Source organism: Candidatus Thorarchaeota archaeon (assembly GCA_021498125.1).
In the GTDB taxonomy this organism is placed as follows: Archaea; Asgardarchaeota; Thorarchaeia; order Thorarchaeales; family Thorarchaeaceae; genus B65-G9.
Genome location: JAIZWL010000009.1, coordinates 39,549 through 57,146 on the forward strand (window position 1 = coordinate 39,549; position 17,598 = coordinate 57,146).

Genomic DNA, 17,598 nt, shown 5'->3' on the forward strand with positions numbered 1-17,598 from the left:
ATCACTCCCTCTGATTTGCCCGTCTGAGTAATGCAGTTTTTTTCTCAGCAGGAATTATCTTTTTCTCTATTAACCTATCAACTATCTTTTCAGCTCTTTTTAGAATGCTCTTTGATAATTCGGATTTTTCTGAGTAGACTTTATTGGTTTCATCTGTGTACAGTAGGAATAAGAGTTCGTCCCACTCAAGATTAGTATATAATGGCACCATTAGATCAATTGCACCTAATATTGCAAAAGCATCGTCATTTTCTTTTGCACTTTCCATCATTTTATGAAGTAGTATTTTATATTTTTCCATCCCCTTGTTGGTTAACTCAATGTATCCGCCTTTTGCTCTTTCGGCCTCGGAGCGATTTTTTGGAGGTAGGTATATCCAAATGTCAGTCAAATAAGTAGGATTTTTTACAATCTCTTCAAGGTCAAATGAATACGGCCCCTTAAGGTGGGCTTCGAAAGTCACAAATTCACTTATCTTCGGATGGAATTTCCATAAGAAAAAGAAAATTTTCTGCAAATGTAGATGCGAGATTTTACCTTTTGCTTTGCCCAGTATTAATAATATTAGATATTCCGCATCTCTAATAATATCCTTTTCATGACGATCTATATTTTTCTGCACTTTCCTCACCAGATTCGGTTCATGACGAATCGTATATGCAATAATTTTACTTAAAGTTAAAATTAATGAGATATGTATGATTCAGTTATCGAATCGAATTTTGACTCTCATTTATTTTACAGTTGGTAATTGTTAGAGTTATATTCTTAATAATTATTCCGCACCTCGTATTGTTTTGTTATAGCTATTGCATGTATAATATTGAATGCGTTTACTATCTAATAATCTTCTTGATATTTGTTTGGCGAACAAAAATTTTGTATATGTTTCTAAAAGCTGCTAAGTACGTCAAAACATGATAATAACGACCAACTTGTAGTAGCACATGCTATTATTTAGGAAATAGATCCAGTGTAAGCGTTCTGCCGCAGTGGTCACAATCAACCGCAGTATGAGCGCGCAGACGCAAGACCTGTGTATCTGTCAACTCACCCCCACAATACACGCATCGCCACAAGCGTACCATATCCGTGATCTCCTCGATCGTGATGGGGAGCATTGCGGTATCATCGCCGTGTGTCGTCACCTTGACAGTTGACTGATTACCGTCCTTATGTCCGGTGATCACTATCACTATTGCGACTCTCTTTCCCGTGTATTTTCCATCGGCGAACCCTTGGACTGTTCCGATAAATTGATCGCCTACTATCTCTTGATGCCGACCGATCACATAGAAGTTTCTGAGTTGTAGGATTTGGTCGGTTCGCTCAAACAAGATCTGGGCATTCCAGTCCGTCTTGAACTCATTGTCGATGTGAGTCATCTCTTGAAGTGCCTTGTCAAATTCATTAGGTGCTGTGTTCAATGGTTTGAGCAGGTCACAGACTGAACGGATGATATACGGTGCAACGGGAAATGTGTGTACATGATCTGTAGAATCGATCAGTGACACGCTTGCAACGATCTTCCCTTCAACGCAGTCTTTCGTCGGGGCAAATGTGAAGAGTGGAGATCGAAATCCCCCCACCTCTATTCGCTTTATGATCTTGACCGATTCGCTCGTAAGGCTGAGCGTGTCCGAGGGATAACTGACTATTGTGACCACAATATTGGTGACCACTAATTTCGAATTGTTTACGATTTTGACCTTGTAGTGGAACTCGCCTCCCTCAATCTCGCATCCTCGTAGGACTGATACACCATCAGTAATGTGCGGGTCACCACTGTCTTCGATCTCTTCGCCTGTCTTTGGTTGCTTAGTCCGGGTCTCAGTATCGATAAAGTCCCCCTGCTTGTGTTCGGACTTTGAGACCTTGGAGTGCGAATAAAGATCCAATGTGAGAGATGCACCGCAATAGCGACAAGTGTAGACACTGCCTGTCTGGATGGTCATGATCTGTTCTGGGTTCAGAGGTGCACCACAGTTGAGGCAGATCCATGAGTCTATCTTTTCAATAATCTCATCAATGGTACTGGGCAACATTGCCTCATCGTCACCACTGACACTCACCTTCACGCGGGTCTCATCGTTTCCTGCTTTCCCTGTCAGAGTGATTGTGACGCCCACACGTTTTCCCGTGTACTTGCCCAGCGCCATTCCTGTGATGGTCCCGATTACTTGATCATCAACCGTTTCGCTGTGGACATTGACCAAGTAGAAGTTGATTGCGGGTAATATCGTCCGTGCCTTGCGGAGAAGTACATCAGCTGGCCAATAGAGTACCATCTCCGACTTTGATCTGACCAGGTTCCTGAATACAGACTCGAACTTGTCCTGTGTTGTCTGCACTGGTTGAAGCAGGTCACAGACCGAACGAATGACATAGGGTCGTGCTCGTAGAATCCGGAGCCTATCTGTTTGATCAATATAGTTTACCACACAAACCAATTTACCTTCAACACAGTCCTTCGATGGCCCGAACTCAAACCTGACAGTTGTAAAATCGCCACCGTTGATTCGTGGGATCGTCTGGGAGATCTCACTGGTCAACTGCATACAATCTCTAGGATAGGCCACCATTGTTGTAACCACGTTCGTGACAACAAAATTGCTCCGGTTCTTTATTGTTAGTACATAGATAAACCGGCCACCTGTGATTATACAGGTGCCGCTTACAAAGAGATTATGCGGCGTGCCTCTTCGTATAATCCTCGCCTCTGCGATCTTGAGCTTACGTGCGCGTAACCACGCGGCCTGACTTTCTCTTGCACGTTCGTCATCCAGTGACCAGACCTGCTTCTCAATCTGTTTCAGTTCGGGATATTCTTCCACCATCTTTTCCAGATGCTTGACTAACGTCTTAGCTTTATAGCTCTCCTGAAATATGGCTGCGATTGCCTCGTCCGCATCGCCACCTTCAGTAGCAATCATTTTGAGCTGGATTATGTGATCCTGGGCACGGTGTAAGAACTTGCTAAACTTTTCACGGAGTGTTTGATCCATATTTACTGATTCAAGAACTGTCTGAATTTGCTCCATCTCACTCCCTCACATATTGGTCGCGTTTTAGAACTGTACCACAATATGGGCACGCGACCGCGACTCCTGTCTTGAGTAATACTACATCATCAGCGTCTAGCGGATGGCCACATGCAATGCAGCTCCACGTAGTGATCCCCTCGGACAACTCCTCGATGGTCGTTGGAAGCATGGCAATATCGTCGCCCATCGCCTCCACCGTGACCAGGCACTCATTCTTGTCAACGGTGCCAGCTATTGTGATCACTGCTACTACTCGTTTCTTGGTGTACTTTCCCTCAGCGAATCCTCGAATGACCCCCACAAACTGACCACCTGCATCACGAGTGGTCTCATCTACGATGTGAAAATTATTTGCAGCGAGTAATTGCCGTGTCTTCGTAAAGGCGAATTCGGCATTCCATGGGACTGTGGTCTCACGCTGGTCTGAGACCATGTCGCTCAAGATTGTGTCCAGTTGTTGAGTGACCATCTCTTTCGGTCTCAATAGGTCACAGACTGATCGAATCACATATTCGCGGACTGGTAAGACATGCACCTTGTCTGTCGCATCATTGAACGACACACTTGCCACGATCTTCCCCAGTACACAGTCTTTTGTCGGAATAAATACGAAACTAGGAGACCGGAAACCGCCGACCTCAATTCGTGATATCCTCTTGATTTTTGGGCCTACCAGTTCAAGGCAATCATCAGGGTATGCTACGATTGTGACAATGATCTCTGTAATGACGAACGGCGATGAATTCTTTATTTTTACTTTGTATTCAAAGGACCCACCGATCACTTCACAGCCCCTGAATATCTCGATCTTCTCTACTGCTTCCTGTAAATCTTCAGCCGTCACGCCAGCAGATTGTGCTGGTGTGGTTCTCGAAATTTCCCATCCGCGTTTCCTCATTGCATTTCTTGCTAATCTCATGGCATTGCTGAACTGTCTAGTGAGTGCAGTCAATCTTCCTTTGTGCTGAAATGATCCATGTTTGACCAAGAGATCCATGGCTTCGGACTCAGCAGTAGCAAACTCTTGTTCAAATTCTGCAAGTCTTTTCTTTCCATCGCTCAGATCGATGGATTCCTGTTTGCTGAATTGTTTGACCGATTCAATTATCGCGATCATAATGTCGAAGAGTTCGCTAATACGTTTGTTGAACTTCTCCAGCTCGATAATGCTCTGGTCCTTTTTGCTGGCCATTAGGGTTCGTGCACGCAACCATGCTGCACGGCGTTCTACATTGAAAGTTGCTCTGAGTAGAGAGATGCGGTTTCTATAATCGCTGTCGTCCGAATGGCTCTGCAAGAGATGTTCAATGATTCCGAATATTTTATTTATACTATTATTGACCCGGAAGACTACAGAGATTGCGTCCCATGGATCCTCGTCGCTCCCTTCTTTGGCAATTTCCTTTAGATGTTGGATCTCTGCTTCTACAGTCCGCAGTAATTCCTCAATCTTGTCGCCGGCCAGACTATCGCCTTGTTCAATCTCAATATTGGTACTCACAATAATTCCTCACCTGGCTATCCACATAGATACCTACTGCTTCCTGCTGTTGATCATTGTCCGGATTATCGCCTTACTATCGTTCAACCAGCTCTTATTGATGAGAACTCTTCCGGAACTAAATTTGAATACTTGATGAAACTGCGGACTAGGTAGCAGTAAGCCTCCATAAATCATTGCCAATCCCACATCCTGTAAACGCCTATGCACTGTGACACGTACAATACGCATCATTTGGGTAATAGTTCGTAAATTTTGATTTAAACATTGCTTCAGTTTTAGGAGTTGCTAACGTTCTAACATCATCTATGATTATGACAATCAGTCTTCCTGTCGCTCTAGTATTCCAATATATCCTCTGCGTGGTCCTACTACCCGAATAAGTTTCCATCCTGTTTCTTCAGCAAGAGTGGCCATCTCTTCTGGACTTACTGTCAGAAGATCAATCCAGTCGCTGACAAGGTTCTTGTATCGCAGCCTAAATCGCACTTGCCCAACAGGCCATCCTCTGGAACGGTTCTTCTCATGATATACTAGATGGATTTCATTATCAGTATCACTAGAGTCACGTGACTCTGCAAGTATTATTGCTCTACTGTTTGTGATGTTCCAGAGTCGTTTTAGCATTTCTCTAACTCCATCATAATTACCTGGAATACCAAAGTTACAACCAAGCAAGAGTATGGTATCGAACTTTCCAAGTGTGAGATCCAGAGCCATCACATCCATGACCTGGGCATTCTCGATACCGTTACGCTTACAGGCCTCAATTGCTCCTGGCGAGAGGTCAATTCCATGAACTACAAAACCTCGTTCTTCCAAGTAGCACATGATTCTCCCTGCACCACAACCGATATCGAGGACGCGCCCTTTTACAGACTTGAGAGCCTCGCAAAGTGGTTCCGACCAATCCTCATATTTGCTAACATAGAAGCGTCCGTCCATCTCGCTGATGAAACCATCATCCCGTTCAATCTGATGTGTCGCATCTTCATTCTGAACTGCGGCTAACAAGATTGCTCCCATCACATCCGACATCTAAAACACCCACCAGTTTATCGCGATTTTATTAATAAATGTGCTGTTTTAAGATAGAAATCTGTGGCGAGTATTTTGTGAAATCTGTTATGATTGATGTTTCTACAGGTTTCTGGAATGAATCAAGTGATATTGTGTTACATCCGGTCGTTTGGCAAACAAGATAATCGCCGTTCCGGAAATTTTTCATCATGCGATTCGATAGAGATAAATGCTACAATTCTGGGAGATATTTTAATCTTCTAGAGGAGGAGATTAAAATTCCTACGAAAAGCATGCCCGAGGTCGATAATTCTTTATTAAAATTATTCGAGAAATTGGCGAACTGGTTAAATCTTAGTGAGAATGCTGCTCCGGCACTTGCAGCTCTTCTCTATGAGAAATACAAGACTGGCCAACGGCTGAGCGCTAAAGAGATCAGCGAACGAACAGGATATTCCCGTGCAAGCATTGGCACGATCATGGCGGAACTTGTTATGACTGGAATTGTTACGGGTCATCGGGATAACGATCAGACTGGTCGTGGGCGTCGAAGAATCCTTTATGGGATTGATGGCGATGTTTCGATGCTCTTTCTCGCTGGAGTTGATCGGATGTTGCAGCGTCTTCAAGTCATCAAGCATGATATTGTCCAGCTCCATGACGAGGTCAAAGACGAGAAGGCTCTTGGTTCAATGCTCAAAGACCTTCATGTAAAGATTGATGACAGTATTCATTGCTTAAGCAATCTTGATATGTTTAAGGCTGCATAGATGGTCGTGTTTCGTCTCGTATAACGTCAAGACTCATACCAGTTTGACCAATAATATGATATAAAATAAGTAAGAGAGCCAGAAGGCTCTCTTGATGTATTGTTATTATTACTATTCTTTTTACTCTTTGTCTTCGTCTTTCTCTCCGAGACGCTTTGCTTTACCAAGGCGACGACTACTATCTACAGAGAGGCGTCGTGTGTCACGAGTTGAGAGATCATGTCCCTGTTTCCCTTCTGGAATTCCTTCCGCACGCTCACTTGGCCAGCTCTCTCCAGGTTCTGGAACGCGCTCGGCGATCTCTTCATCTACTTCTCCGGGAGCAAAGGTTTCTCCCTCTTCACGCGCGTGTGAGACAATCCGCTCGACGCGTTCGACTTTCAAGTAGTATAGCATCGTGATCATTGCCACAATCGGGAACGCAAGAAGTTTGGCGATGTCGCGGAAGATGTAGGTCGCATATGTGGTTGTTCCCGACCAGTCAAAGATGTACCAGCTTCCTAGAATCGAGGTCGGAGCACTGGCGGTCACTGCAATTATACTGTCTACATAGAAGAATCCGCTGGCGAGGAAGAAGGTCAATAATGGCCCAAAGTCCCTAAGGCGAGCACGGGATTCTTCGACGACCTCTGTGACCGTTCGTCCAATCCCACTCATCGCATAGATAAGGAAGAAGAGAGACATCCCGATATCTACAGGTGTCATCTGTGGGGCACCAGTCCTTCTCATGACATTAACAAGGAAGTAACCCGCATAGACCGCAACGAAGACGGTCAGAAGTGCGATATTGAGCGCAGCACCCTTCTTTGCGTATCTGAAAAATGTGAACAGTGCCACCATTGCAAACAAGCCAAGCATTCCCATTGCTGCCACGAGGAATGGCCATTGGATCGTGATATTGGTCATAAATTCGCTGAAGACTGACCCAATGATCGCATCAATGCCGAACAAATTGTTTGGGATGATGACCAAGGCAAGGAGGATCTCGGCTCCGATTATGCCTATACCAATGAGCAAAACGATGAAGCTACCAATTCCAATCGCAAGACCTCCCTTTTTGGGCTCCGCAATTGTTGCAAGTCGTAGACTTGTTCGTGAGGACAGGTATGCTTGAAATGCGATCCAGCCAACCCAACAGAACATGGAGAATGCAAGTAATCCAATCTCTCCGATTGCGATGGAGAGAAAGACCGAGATTGCGAATGAGACCGCTAGCCATGCAAGGCCTTTGAATTCGGTAACATGACCCCGCCCGCGTCGAGTGATCCAGAGTCGATCCATCTTTAATCCGGTGAGAAGCGTTCCAATACCAAAGTAGATCGTACCAGTCGCTCCCACATACACGAACGTTCCGACAAGAAACTGTTCAACCGTCGTACCTACAAAAAGCGTGATCAACCATGATACAAATAGTGCCAGAAACGTCGTTGCTACGAAAATTATCAGATATGCAACATATCGTCGCGTCTTGAAGAACACTTTGAGTCCATTTATTATTCCAGAGAGAATCGGGATTCCCAAATGCGTTACCTCCCTTTACTTCTCATATCGCATTTGCTGTTTTAAGCTTTGCACGCGCGTGTTTCTTGAGCAGTTTCAGATGTTTTCCCTGTTATTACTGTTTTTTACAACCATTAATTTATGGTAACAGTCTCGTATTGTGGTTCTAAAGATATTAAACAAACGTTTGTTTTTATATAAAGCTCAGTTATAGACATGTTTAATAGTGGTTACGTTTCTACTACGTTTGTGGTCAGGTATGATCCGCAGGGCCTAGTTTTCGTAACATGCCCTCATTTACAACTCCCCCCCCTCCTACCACAACTTGCTCTGCGGAACTCTGGCCACACCTTTTCTCTACGAGCCTATTCTCCTGAGTGTCAATTTTCTATGGTCGCGTGCTCTAAAAGACGGGATCATGTTATCATTGAATGATACATGGTAGCACGATCGACACATTCTGGTGTTCTTGCGTTTTACAAGTGACCGTTGATAAAAACCAGAGTTTATTAACAAATAGTGTGGTTGAGTCTTTACGATAGAAGCACCCGGCGCCAAACTGAGGGTGGAGATAGGAAAGCAAAGATCTGAGTTTTTGTTATGGTCCTGTCAACGGGTGGTCAGTTATCGTTATGTTCAACGAGGAAAAAGGTATGTATAGAAGCTACAGCAAGGGAACTTTGCTTTTCCTGTTGATGATTTTGCCATCTCTCATGGTCGTGCCACTTATTGCTGCTCCGCAAACCACTAGACTCGCGGCAAGTCCTCCACCTGAGGTTGTTCAGGTGGCTGGAGCACGATTGTCAACGTATACAGAGCATGTTCCTATTATTATTAAATCCACGCAGGACTTTATATCTCAGGGATGGCCTGGGTCTGGAACCGAACTTGATCCGTTTCTCATCTTAGGATTGAATATCTCTTATGATGTGGGTCTTGTCATTATTAACATCACGAACACTGATGCATACTTCAAGATCGTGGACTGTGTGGCCAATCAATTGACCTCGGGGATTGCAACAATTCTCTTCGAGAATGTTTCGCATGCCACTATTGAGTATTCAACAGTCACGGGTCAAAAAACAGGGATTGAACTTGTAAATGCAACAAACACAGCTATTAGTCATGTTGATGTTACTGTGACTGGTTTTGCCAATGCGGCATACATTACAGACGCGGATCATGTTTCTGTGTCGAATTGTATCTTCAACTCGACGTTTTATCATCTCACGATAGTGGGGTCTAACTTTTTGAGTATCCGCGATACATCCTTTGTTGGTACAGCCCTTTGGTTCTCTTTATATATTTCTAATTCAAATCACACAACAATTTCTGGGTTAGACGTTGTCACGGCCTTTTATTTTGCATGGGTTGTGGACAGTTTCGGATTTAGTGTTGATGGTTCAACTGGGACCGATTTGACTGACGGGTTTATGTTTGACAATGTGCATGATATTCGCATTATTGATACATCTATATCCGCTGTTGATTATGGTGTTCAGGTGTCTTCTAGTGTTGTCAATATGACGATTGACGGTTGCCAGATCACTACGTCTTCAGATCGTGCAATAACCATGAACTCTGGTAATCTTACGCGGATTATCAATAATCATATTTATTCTTCGCATGATGGTATCTATATTAGTACAGCTCGTGACTTGGAATTATCCGGCAATGTAATTGAAGATATTGTCAACTCAAATGCAGTTACTATTAGTGGCTGCACGAACCTGATCATTCGTGATAATACAATCCGTTCTATTTCATCTGGACACGGAATTGCATTGAACAAAATAGCCAACATTTCTATAACCGGAAATACACTCTATGATGTGTCTAACTATGCAATCAGTGGTACGTACCTCAATGATACCCTGATCGCTTCTAACACGATTTCAGCAACGTTGCGTGCTGTATATGCTCAAAATGACAACAGGTTGCTGATCACTTCTAACACTTTTTCAGAATCGGACTATGCAGGATATATCGCCTTTTCCGATGATGTAAATGTGAGTTATAACACCGCAACTGACCTTGATGATTCAGGATTTTACTTTTCAGGAATAGATACCAACTTGGTCATTGTGGGAAATGAGATTGTGGACGCCAATAACTATGGGATCCACATTGTTGGTAGCTCGCATTCATTGGTTGAACGAAATATGGTGATGCAAGCATTTACCTGCATCAATCTAGGAACCTCACCAAATAGCACCGTACAGTCGAATGTTGTACAAGACTTCAGATCCAGTGGTCTTTCAATCTCTACCTCTGGAGATAGTGAGATCCTGAACAACACGGCTATCGCAAGTCGTATCGCTACCGTTGGGATTTTGGTTACTGGAGCTCAAAGTGGCTATACGTTCTCTGGAAATCAGATGTATGCGTGTGGCTTCAAAATCTTACGTTCAGGGATCACCCCAAGTCCTAATGTCTATACTATGAACAATAATACTATTGGTGGCCTTCCCGTCTATTATGGACTGAATAAGAACGGAATAAGTATCGATGGTTCTCAATATGGTCAAGTTATTCTTGTTAATTCCACCAACGTCTTAGTCCAAAACGGTAGTTTTGTCAGGAGTACCATTGGTATCAGTTTACTGTTTAGTAACTTTACCACAATTGATGGGGTTCATGTCGTTGAGCCACGTTATGGAGTTGAGTTACAGTATTCTCATAATGTGACCATAAAGAACTCAAGTTTTCTTGGCGGTAGTGCAGGTCGCGGAGTGTACTTGGAACGTTCTTCGAATCTCACAATTATGAATAGTGAGTTCACTAAATTTACCGGGTCTCCAGCAATCGACCTTAATCAGGCGAGCGTCTTTTTGATCACGAATGTGTCAATCTCTGACTCTTATGATGGTCTGACCTTGAATGACATCCTCAATCTGACATTGTTATATTCGACATTCGAAAATATTGCTCATTATGGAATGTATGCCTCTGGTAATTCTGATTTTGCACAAATCTATTCTTGTACATTCATTAATGCCAGCTTTTCGATTCGGATTATTGACCAGACGAGTGACTGGGTCATTGACTCTTCGACATTCTTGTATTCGCCTACTGCCGCAATTAAAACAGGTTCACCCCATAGTGATTACATCAACATTACGAATTGCTATTTCGAAGGCAATGATTATGGTATCTATAGCCAGTATGCTGACTATTGGAGGATCACTGGAAACACCTTCCGATGGAATATCCAAATGGGTATCTACTTGTCTGCTATGACCAGTCCTATTATCTATTCCAACACCTTTGTTGGTAACAAAAATGCCAACGGCTATGATACGGCCAGTCACTTCTGGGACGATGGTGTGGATACTGGAAATGCATGGGACGACTATTCGGGTTCTGGTTCTTATCCCGTTTCCGGTGGTGGTGGTGCTACGGATCGCTATCCTACAAAGTATCTTCCCACTTCACCTATTGTCAGCACTCCACTGGACGTGTCCTATGCAGAGGGGACAGAGCATTACTTTTTGACATGGAACGCCTATGATGACTATCTTGTCAGTTGGAATGTCACTTGTGATGGTGCCCTCTTTGCAGCAGACGCATGGAACTATGACGATGTAACTCTTGACATCGGTGGTCTTGCGTATGGCGATTACACGTTCGTGATCACCCTTCGTGATAATGATGCGAATACGGTCCAAGACACTGTGCTTGTTTATGTCTATGATGGGACTGCACCTCAGATTGAAGGACCCTTTACAATGATCGCGTTCGTGGGCGCTTCTGGTCAGGTACTTGCTTGGAACGTTAGTGATCTGCATCCTGCCAATTATTCGCTCTACGTGGATGATACGTTGACCGTGGAGGATGACTGGACCACGGGGACCATCACCTATGACGTGAGTGGTCTTGCAGTCGGCGATCACGAGGTCCGGCTTGTAGTCCGTGATATCAGTCGCAATGAGACCTCGAATACTGTGTTGGTGCGGATGATCCAAGACGTCACAAGTCCATCGGTTGACTCACCCGCGGACTTGACCATCTACTATGGCTCGATTGGCAATACTGTCGTCTGGACCCCAACCGACCTCTATCCTGAGAGCTACACGGTGACGCTCAATGGAACCGCTGTTGCCTCCGGTGATTGGTCCGGCGCAAAGATTGTCATTAATGTGGATGGCCTTGACCTAGGTGTGCACCAGTTCACTCTGACAGTCTATGACGCGTCAGGGAACAGTGCATCTGATGAGGTCGCAGTCACCGTCGTCTCCTCGCCTTGGGCCCCAGCATCAACGACCACCGTCACTCCATCTGCGCCCATTGATCCATTATTGATAGGTCTGGTCGTGGCTGGCGTGGCAGGTGCCATTATCATTGTTGTCGTATTGTACATGCTCAAGAAGCGACGAGCTGCGTAGTGCCATAGATCTGTTTGGGGATGCGTTATCCCTAAACAGCCCCTATTTTTCTTTTTTATTACTTTGTCTTTAGTTATGTATATTCTATAGGTAAGTGGTGGTCTATGGTTCACATCAACCGAATTCGCAACTGGTAAATTTCGTTTCGTTGCTGTTAGGTTTGAATGACAGTACATAGTAGATTTTCTTATTATGTGCAGTTAACCTTTGATATGCGAGTACAATGCAGAGTCCAGAGCAGATTCCCATCTTAGCAGTATCTGTAATTATCACGGCCATTGGTCTGGGAGTGATCTACCGAGGTTGGTGGAAGACACGCAACCTTACTGCATTCCTGTACGCCCTCACAATTACCGCTTTTTCAGGAATGGCCCTCGATCTTCTTCTTGATCAGACCTACATGCCATTTCGGCAAGCGGACATTATTATCAATGGGGAGCGGTTGTGGATCTCAAATATGCTACTTGCAATTTTTGTAATCGCGGGGTATCTCGCATGGTATTTTGCAATCATTGTGTCACAATACGAGTTTCCTCCCTCACGGACTCTCTTAGTTGCATTTTTGGCGGGAGGGTCGCTTCTCGGAGCAGTTCTTAGAGCAGACTGGTCAAGTGATTTAGTCCTTCTACTTCAGCTTCTTGCCTTTGCTATCCTTATTGTTGAGATAATCAGATATGGGGTACGAGTCTTACGAGTCAAGCGGCAATTAGAGGAACGTAGGCAGCTTCTCATGTACTTCTTGGGATTTGTTGTCTGGATTATTGCGGGCCCGGTGGGTATTGTTGCAGATAGCCTGAATCTTGGAAGCTTTGGCCACACGCTCTGGGTATTTCCATACAGCTTTGGGCTTCTAATTGTGGCTTATGTTGTTGCAAAAAATCCGCGTGTGTTGATCATTAGTGAGACCCAAGCATACGACTACATGGTACTGGATGGTGAAGGCTCTCTCATATTCGCACACCGGATTCTCGAGTATAGCCGAAGTATCGATCTGGAATTATTAGGCTCTGCAATGTCCGGGGTACTATCACTGTTCAAGGAGATGCTTGGTTCCGAGCAGGAACTCAATGGTATCAATCATGGTGATGTGCGGATTCTTGTCGAGCATGGGTTAAAGACAACACATCTTCTTGTTGCATCCCGTGAAACTCCTACTTTCCGACAGATTCTCCGTAATCTTGTACTGGAGTTTGAGACTAATTATAGAGATGAATTGGTTGCGGAGGCGCCCTTAGTGACCGCATACGACTCGTTTCGAGAACGAATTGAATCAGTCCTGATCTAATCTGGACGTTGTTTCGATCTACTCGGATGTTTAAGTTGTATTCATCGGTGTTCATCAGGCCTTAGGAATGCAGGAATGATTTGGGACCTATGTGCTGTCCCCACAAGCAAGAAGTATGAATCCACTTTGACATCGCTCCACCATTAATATCACATTTCAGAAAACCAGAGTTTATTAACAAATGTGGCAATTAGCGAATGATGCATCCGCCACCAGTTTGTGGGAATTGAAAGGTGATAAAGGCCACTTGTTTATGAAGTTGGTCTACCGTTGAAGGTGGATGCCTGGAAGTTAAAACAGAGGTGAATCATGTGCAACAAAGATCTATTTTAGGACTGGCACTTGTTCTCGTGATGATTCTTCCGGCTTTTGTTGTGATGCCATTGGTCAATACTCGTAGTAACATGATATCTACTGAGAATATTGTCCATGGTGGAGTTCAGACCGCAGGAGCAAGATTATCAGGATATACAAACCATGTGCCAATTATTATTAGCAAGGCTCAGGATTTCATAACCCAAGGATGGCCCGGTTCAGGTACAGAACTAGATCCGTTCCTAATCTCAGGATTGAACATTACTTATGATGTGAATCTGGTGTCGATAAATATTACAAACACCGATGCTCATTTCAAGATTGTAGACTGTGTGATAAACCAGCTTTCGAGTTCATTTTATGCAATTTATCTTGCCAATGTTTCCCATGCATCGATTGAATACACGACCCTAGCTTCAAAGGGGGATGGGATTTTCCTTTCCAATGCAACATCGACTAGAGTGATGAATACAGACTTGACTATAAATTCGTCTGGTTTTAATGCTGTCCGCATAATCTCATCTGATGATGTCGTAGTTCAAGATTGTGTTATCACTGCATCAAGTGGTCGTGCGGTTTATTTGACTGACTCGAATAACCTCTTAGTCAAAGATATTTCATTTGAGGGGTCGTTATCTTACTATGGAATATTTCTCTATAATTCCAATTCCACTTCCATAATGGGTTTTATTGCGGATACGACATTCACCATTGCCTATGCTTCATATGTTCGTGATTTCTCTATTACTGGCTCTGGCGGCACTAATCTTAACTACGGGGTTCGGCTGGATAATGCCCAAAATGTGACCATTTCCAACACGAATATTACTAGCAGTAGCTATGGTATCTATGTATTGGGGGGTGTGGTTTCAGATATTACTATTAAGGGTTGTCGTATCTCCTCGTCAAATAATTATGGAATTTATAGTGTTGTAAGTACAAATAATACCCAAATATTGAACAACAGGATCTTCTCATCACTGCATGGGATCATGCTTCAGTCTTCATTTGGTGTTTCGATAATCGGCAATACCATTGAGGACATTAGTAAAGGGAAAGTGATGGTCCTATCTAACTCTCAAGATTTGGTATTGACAGACAATACAATCTCGCAAGTCAGTCTTGGTGAAGCAATCTACTTGTTTCATGTTGTCAATGCTACTGTTTCGAGAAACGCAATCTCACATGTTGCCACCTATGCAATATATGCAGATACAGTCAACGAAACAACGGTCATGGATAACACCATAACTGATGTAGACACTGGAATTTACTGTGACACCACGTACCAGTGGGACATTATTTCTAATACCGTTGAGTTAGCCACTAGCACAGGCATATACGTCAGTAGTTCTGGTGATTTTAATGTGAGCTACAATACAGTATCTAACGTTGACAGTGAAGGAATCTACACGGATACTCTTACAGGTGATCTCTTTGTTGTTGGCAATGATGTTTCGCAAACCGGGGATGCTGGCATCTATGTTTCAGACATTTCAAAACCCCTTGTAGAAAATAATACATTGAATCAGGTGTATGAGGGTATCTATGTATCCGCAGCTCCCAATTGTACAGTCCGTTTCAACCAGATCTGGGATGCAACCTATGCTGGAATCAATACTTGGATGATCTATGACGGAAAGATATTGAACAACACCATTGGTGCTGGTCCTAAAATTGGCATCTATCTGATGTACGCTAATAATGCGACCATCTTTGGCAATACAATGACAGAGTGTGGAATTTATTTTCCATTCGGCCACTCCTTGGCTTTCTATGTCTTGGACCTGTCTTATAACACAGTGAACGGGCTGCCTGTCTATTATGCCCTAAATCATAATGGGTTGACTATTGATGGGAACTCCTATGGTCAGATCTTTATTGTCAACTCAACGAACATTCTTGTTCAAAATGGTTCCTTCATAAATCCGACAGTTGCTTTTCAAGCCCTTTACAGTGACTTTATCACGATTGATAAGATCCATGTTGAGTCCATTTATTTTGGCATTGGATTTGGGCACTGTAATAACTTGACCCTCACAAATCTGTATCTCAAAGGCAGTTCTGGGCGAATCGGAATTGAGTTATACACTACGATCAATGTGACAATCACCGAGGCTGCGCTTTATGATTGGAGTCACACAACAGATGGTAATGGGATTTACGCATATTATGGTGAGGTGTTTACCCTGACCAATTTGACAATAGTTGGATCCTACTATGGTATCTATGCCTCGAATACTGATAATGTGACCCTTACAAATACGATAGTGAAGGATACTATATCTCGTGGTATTTATGCTGTCAGTTCAGAGTACTGGGAGGTCCATGAGAGTGAATTTTTGACGTCTCTCTATGGTATCTACCTCTACCTAGGTTCGACTCATTGGATCATCGACAACTCAAAATTCCTCTACAGTGGTTATGATGGGATACGAAGCACATCTTCAACTGGTGATTATAATAACGTGACCAATTGTCTGTTTGAAGGTAATCGTGATGGTGCCTATATCTCCTCTGGAGATTACTGGGCATTCATTGGAAATACCTTCAGGTGGAACACGAGGTATGGACTGCATGTAACTGGAATGGCTGGTCCCGTTATCTATTCAAACACGTTCGTAGGTAACATGGACGAGAATGGATATGATACTGGTACTCATTACTGGGACAATGGTGTTGACACTGGAAATGCATGGGATGATTATTCGGGTTCTGGTGCATATGATGTTCCTGGTGGTGGCGGTACTCAGGATCGCTATCCATCAAAGTATCTTCCTACATTCCCCATTGTAAGTATGCTTCCGGATGTATCTTATGCAGAGGGAACAGAACATTACCTCCTGACTTGGTACGCATATGATGACTATCTTGTCAGCTGGAATGTCACCAGAGATGGTCTTCTTTACGATCAGGGTGCATGGAACTTCCACAATGTGACAGTTGACGTTGGTGGTCTTGCGTATGGTGATTACGCCTTTGAGGTAGCAATCCGCGATAGCGACGGAAACACAGTGTTCGATACCGTACATGTCCATGTCTATGATGGGACCGAGCCACACATAGTGGCCCCCACAGTGATGCTTGCCTTCGTTGGTGGCAGCAACCAGTATCTGGTGTGGAACGTCAGCGATCTGCATCCTGCGAACTATTCCATCAATGTGGACGATGTCTTTGTAGTCGGTGGTGATTGGACAACTGGTACAATTACCTTTGATGTCAGCGGTCTGACAGTCGGTGATCACGATGTAGAACTGGAGCTTCGTGATATTGATCTCAATCAAGTCACCAGCACTGTGCTGGTACGGATGATCAGTGACACGACCAATCCCACGATTGATTCACCCTCGGACGTGACAATCTATGCTGGCTCTTCAGGCAATATCATTGTGTGGACGCCAAGTGATCTCTATCCTGACAGGTATGAGATCACTATGAATGGGTCTGCTATGACAATCGGTGACTGGAACGGTGAAGTGATAATCCTGAGTCTTGATGGCCTTGATGTGGGTGTGTATCAGTTCACAATAACGGTCTACGATGGCGCAGGAAACAGTGCTTCCGACTCCGTCACAGTTACTGTGATTGCGGCGTCTTGGTCTACTGGTGTTGTGCCAACAACTACTACAACAACCTTGCCGCTCTTCGATAATGCACTTGCAGTCATTGCACTTGCCGCAGGCGCAGGCATAGTAGTTGTCATAGTTGTGCTCTACTTCTTGAAGAAACGTAGAGCTTGAGCAATATCTGCTGCTTGGGATCCGAATCCCAAGCGGTC

9 protein-coding genes are annotated in these 17,598 nt (G+C 43.9%); 4 read left to right on the top strand and 5 right to left on the bottom strand.

Annotated elements, in window-relative coordinates; genetic code table 11:
• Position 1: 1 nt before the first annotated feature.
• The 4 genes from K9W43_13455 to K9W43_13470 form a co-directional block, all read right to left on the bottom strand.
• The gene (locus K9W43_13455) at positions 2-622 is read right to left on the bottom strand and encodes a hypothetical protein (protein ID MCF2138232.1); all 621 of its coding nucleotides are present in this window, start codon (positions 620-622) and stop codon (positions 2-4) included.
• Between the two features lie 331 nt (positions 623-953).
• Entirely contained in the window at positions 954-3,041 is a 2,088-nt protein-coding gene (locus K9W43_13460; GenBank protein MCF2138233.1) for a hypothetical protein, read from the bottom strand.
• Position 3,042: 1 nt separating this feature from the next.
• Complete coding sequence (locus tag K9W43_13465; protein ID MCF2138234.1) at positions 3,043-4,545, bottom strand: zinc ribbon domain-containing protein; 1,503 nt, start codon at positions 4,543-4,545, stop codon at positions 3,043-3,045.
• A 321-nt stretch (positions 4,546-4,866) separates the two neighbouring features.
• Positions 4,867-5,583 carry a class I SAM-dependent methyltransferase gene (locus tag K9W43_13470; protein MCF2138235.1) on the bottom strand — a complete coding sequence of 239 codons (717 nt, stop codon included), beginning with the start codon at positions 5,581-5,583 and terminating at the stop codon, positions 4,867-4,869.
• Positions 5,584-5,774: 191 nt separating this feature from the next.
• On the opposite strand from K9W43_13470, the gene K9W43_13475 reads away from it, so the two are divergent.
• The gene (locus K9W43_13475; GenBank protein ID MCF2138236.1) at positions 5,775-6,335 is read left to right on the top strand and encodes a hypothetical protein; all 561 of its coding nucleotides are present in this window, start codon (positions 5,775-5,777) and stop codon (positions 6,333-6,335) included.
• A 120-nt stretch (positions 6,336-6,455) separates the two neighbouring features.
• Here the strand turns inward: K9W43_13475 and K9W43_13480 are convergent, their stop codons facing one another.
• A complete protein-coding gene (locus K9W43_13480; protein ID MCF2138237.1) occupies positions 6,456-7,856 on the bottom strand; it encodes a hypothetical protein in 1,401 nt (466 codons plus the stop codon).
• Positions 7,857-8,536: 680 nt separating this feature from the next.
• Between K9W43_13480 and K9W43_13485 the strand changes: the two genes are divergently transcribed.
• The 3 genes from K9W43_13485 to K9W43_13495 all read left to right on the top strand — a co-directional run bounded on the left by K9W43_13485 (position 8,537) and on the right by K9W43_13495 (position 17,560).
• Entirely contained in the window at positions 8,537-12,220 is a 3,684-nt protein-coding gene (locus K9W43_13485) for a right-handed parallel beta-helix repeat-containing protein (protein ID MCF2138238.1), read from the top strand.
• Between the two features lie 223 nt (positions 12,221-12,443).
• Positions 12,444-13,505 (top strand): hypothetical protein, encoded by a 1,062-nt coding sequence (locus K9W43_13490; protein ID MCF2138239.1) that lies wholly within the window; start codon positions 12,444-12,446, stop codon positions 13,503-13,505.
• Between the two features lie 311 nt (positions 13,506-13,816).
• On the top strand, positions 13,817-17,560 hold the full coding sequence (locus K9W43_13495; protein MCF2138240.1) for a right-handed parallel beta-helix repeat-containing protein: 3,744 nt from the start codon (positions 13,817-13,819) through the stop codon (positions 17,558-17,560).
• The last annotated feature ends 38 nt before the right edge of the window (positions 17,561-17,598 follow it).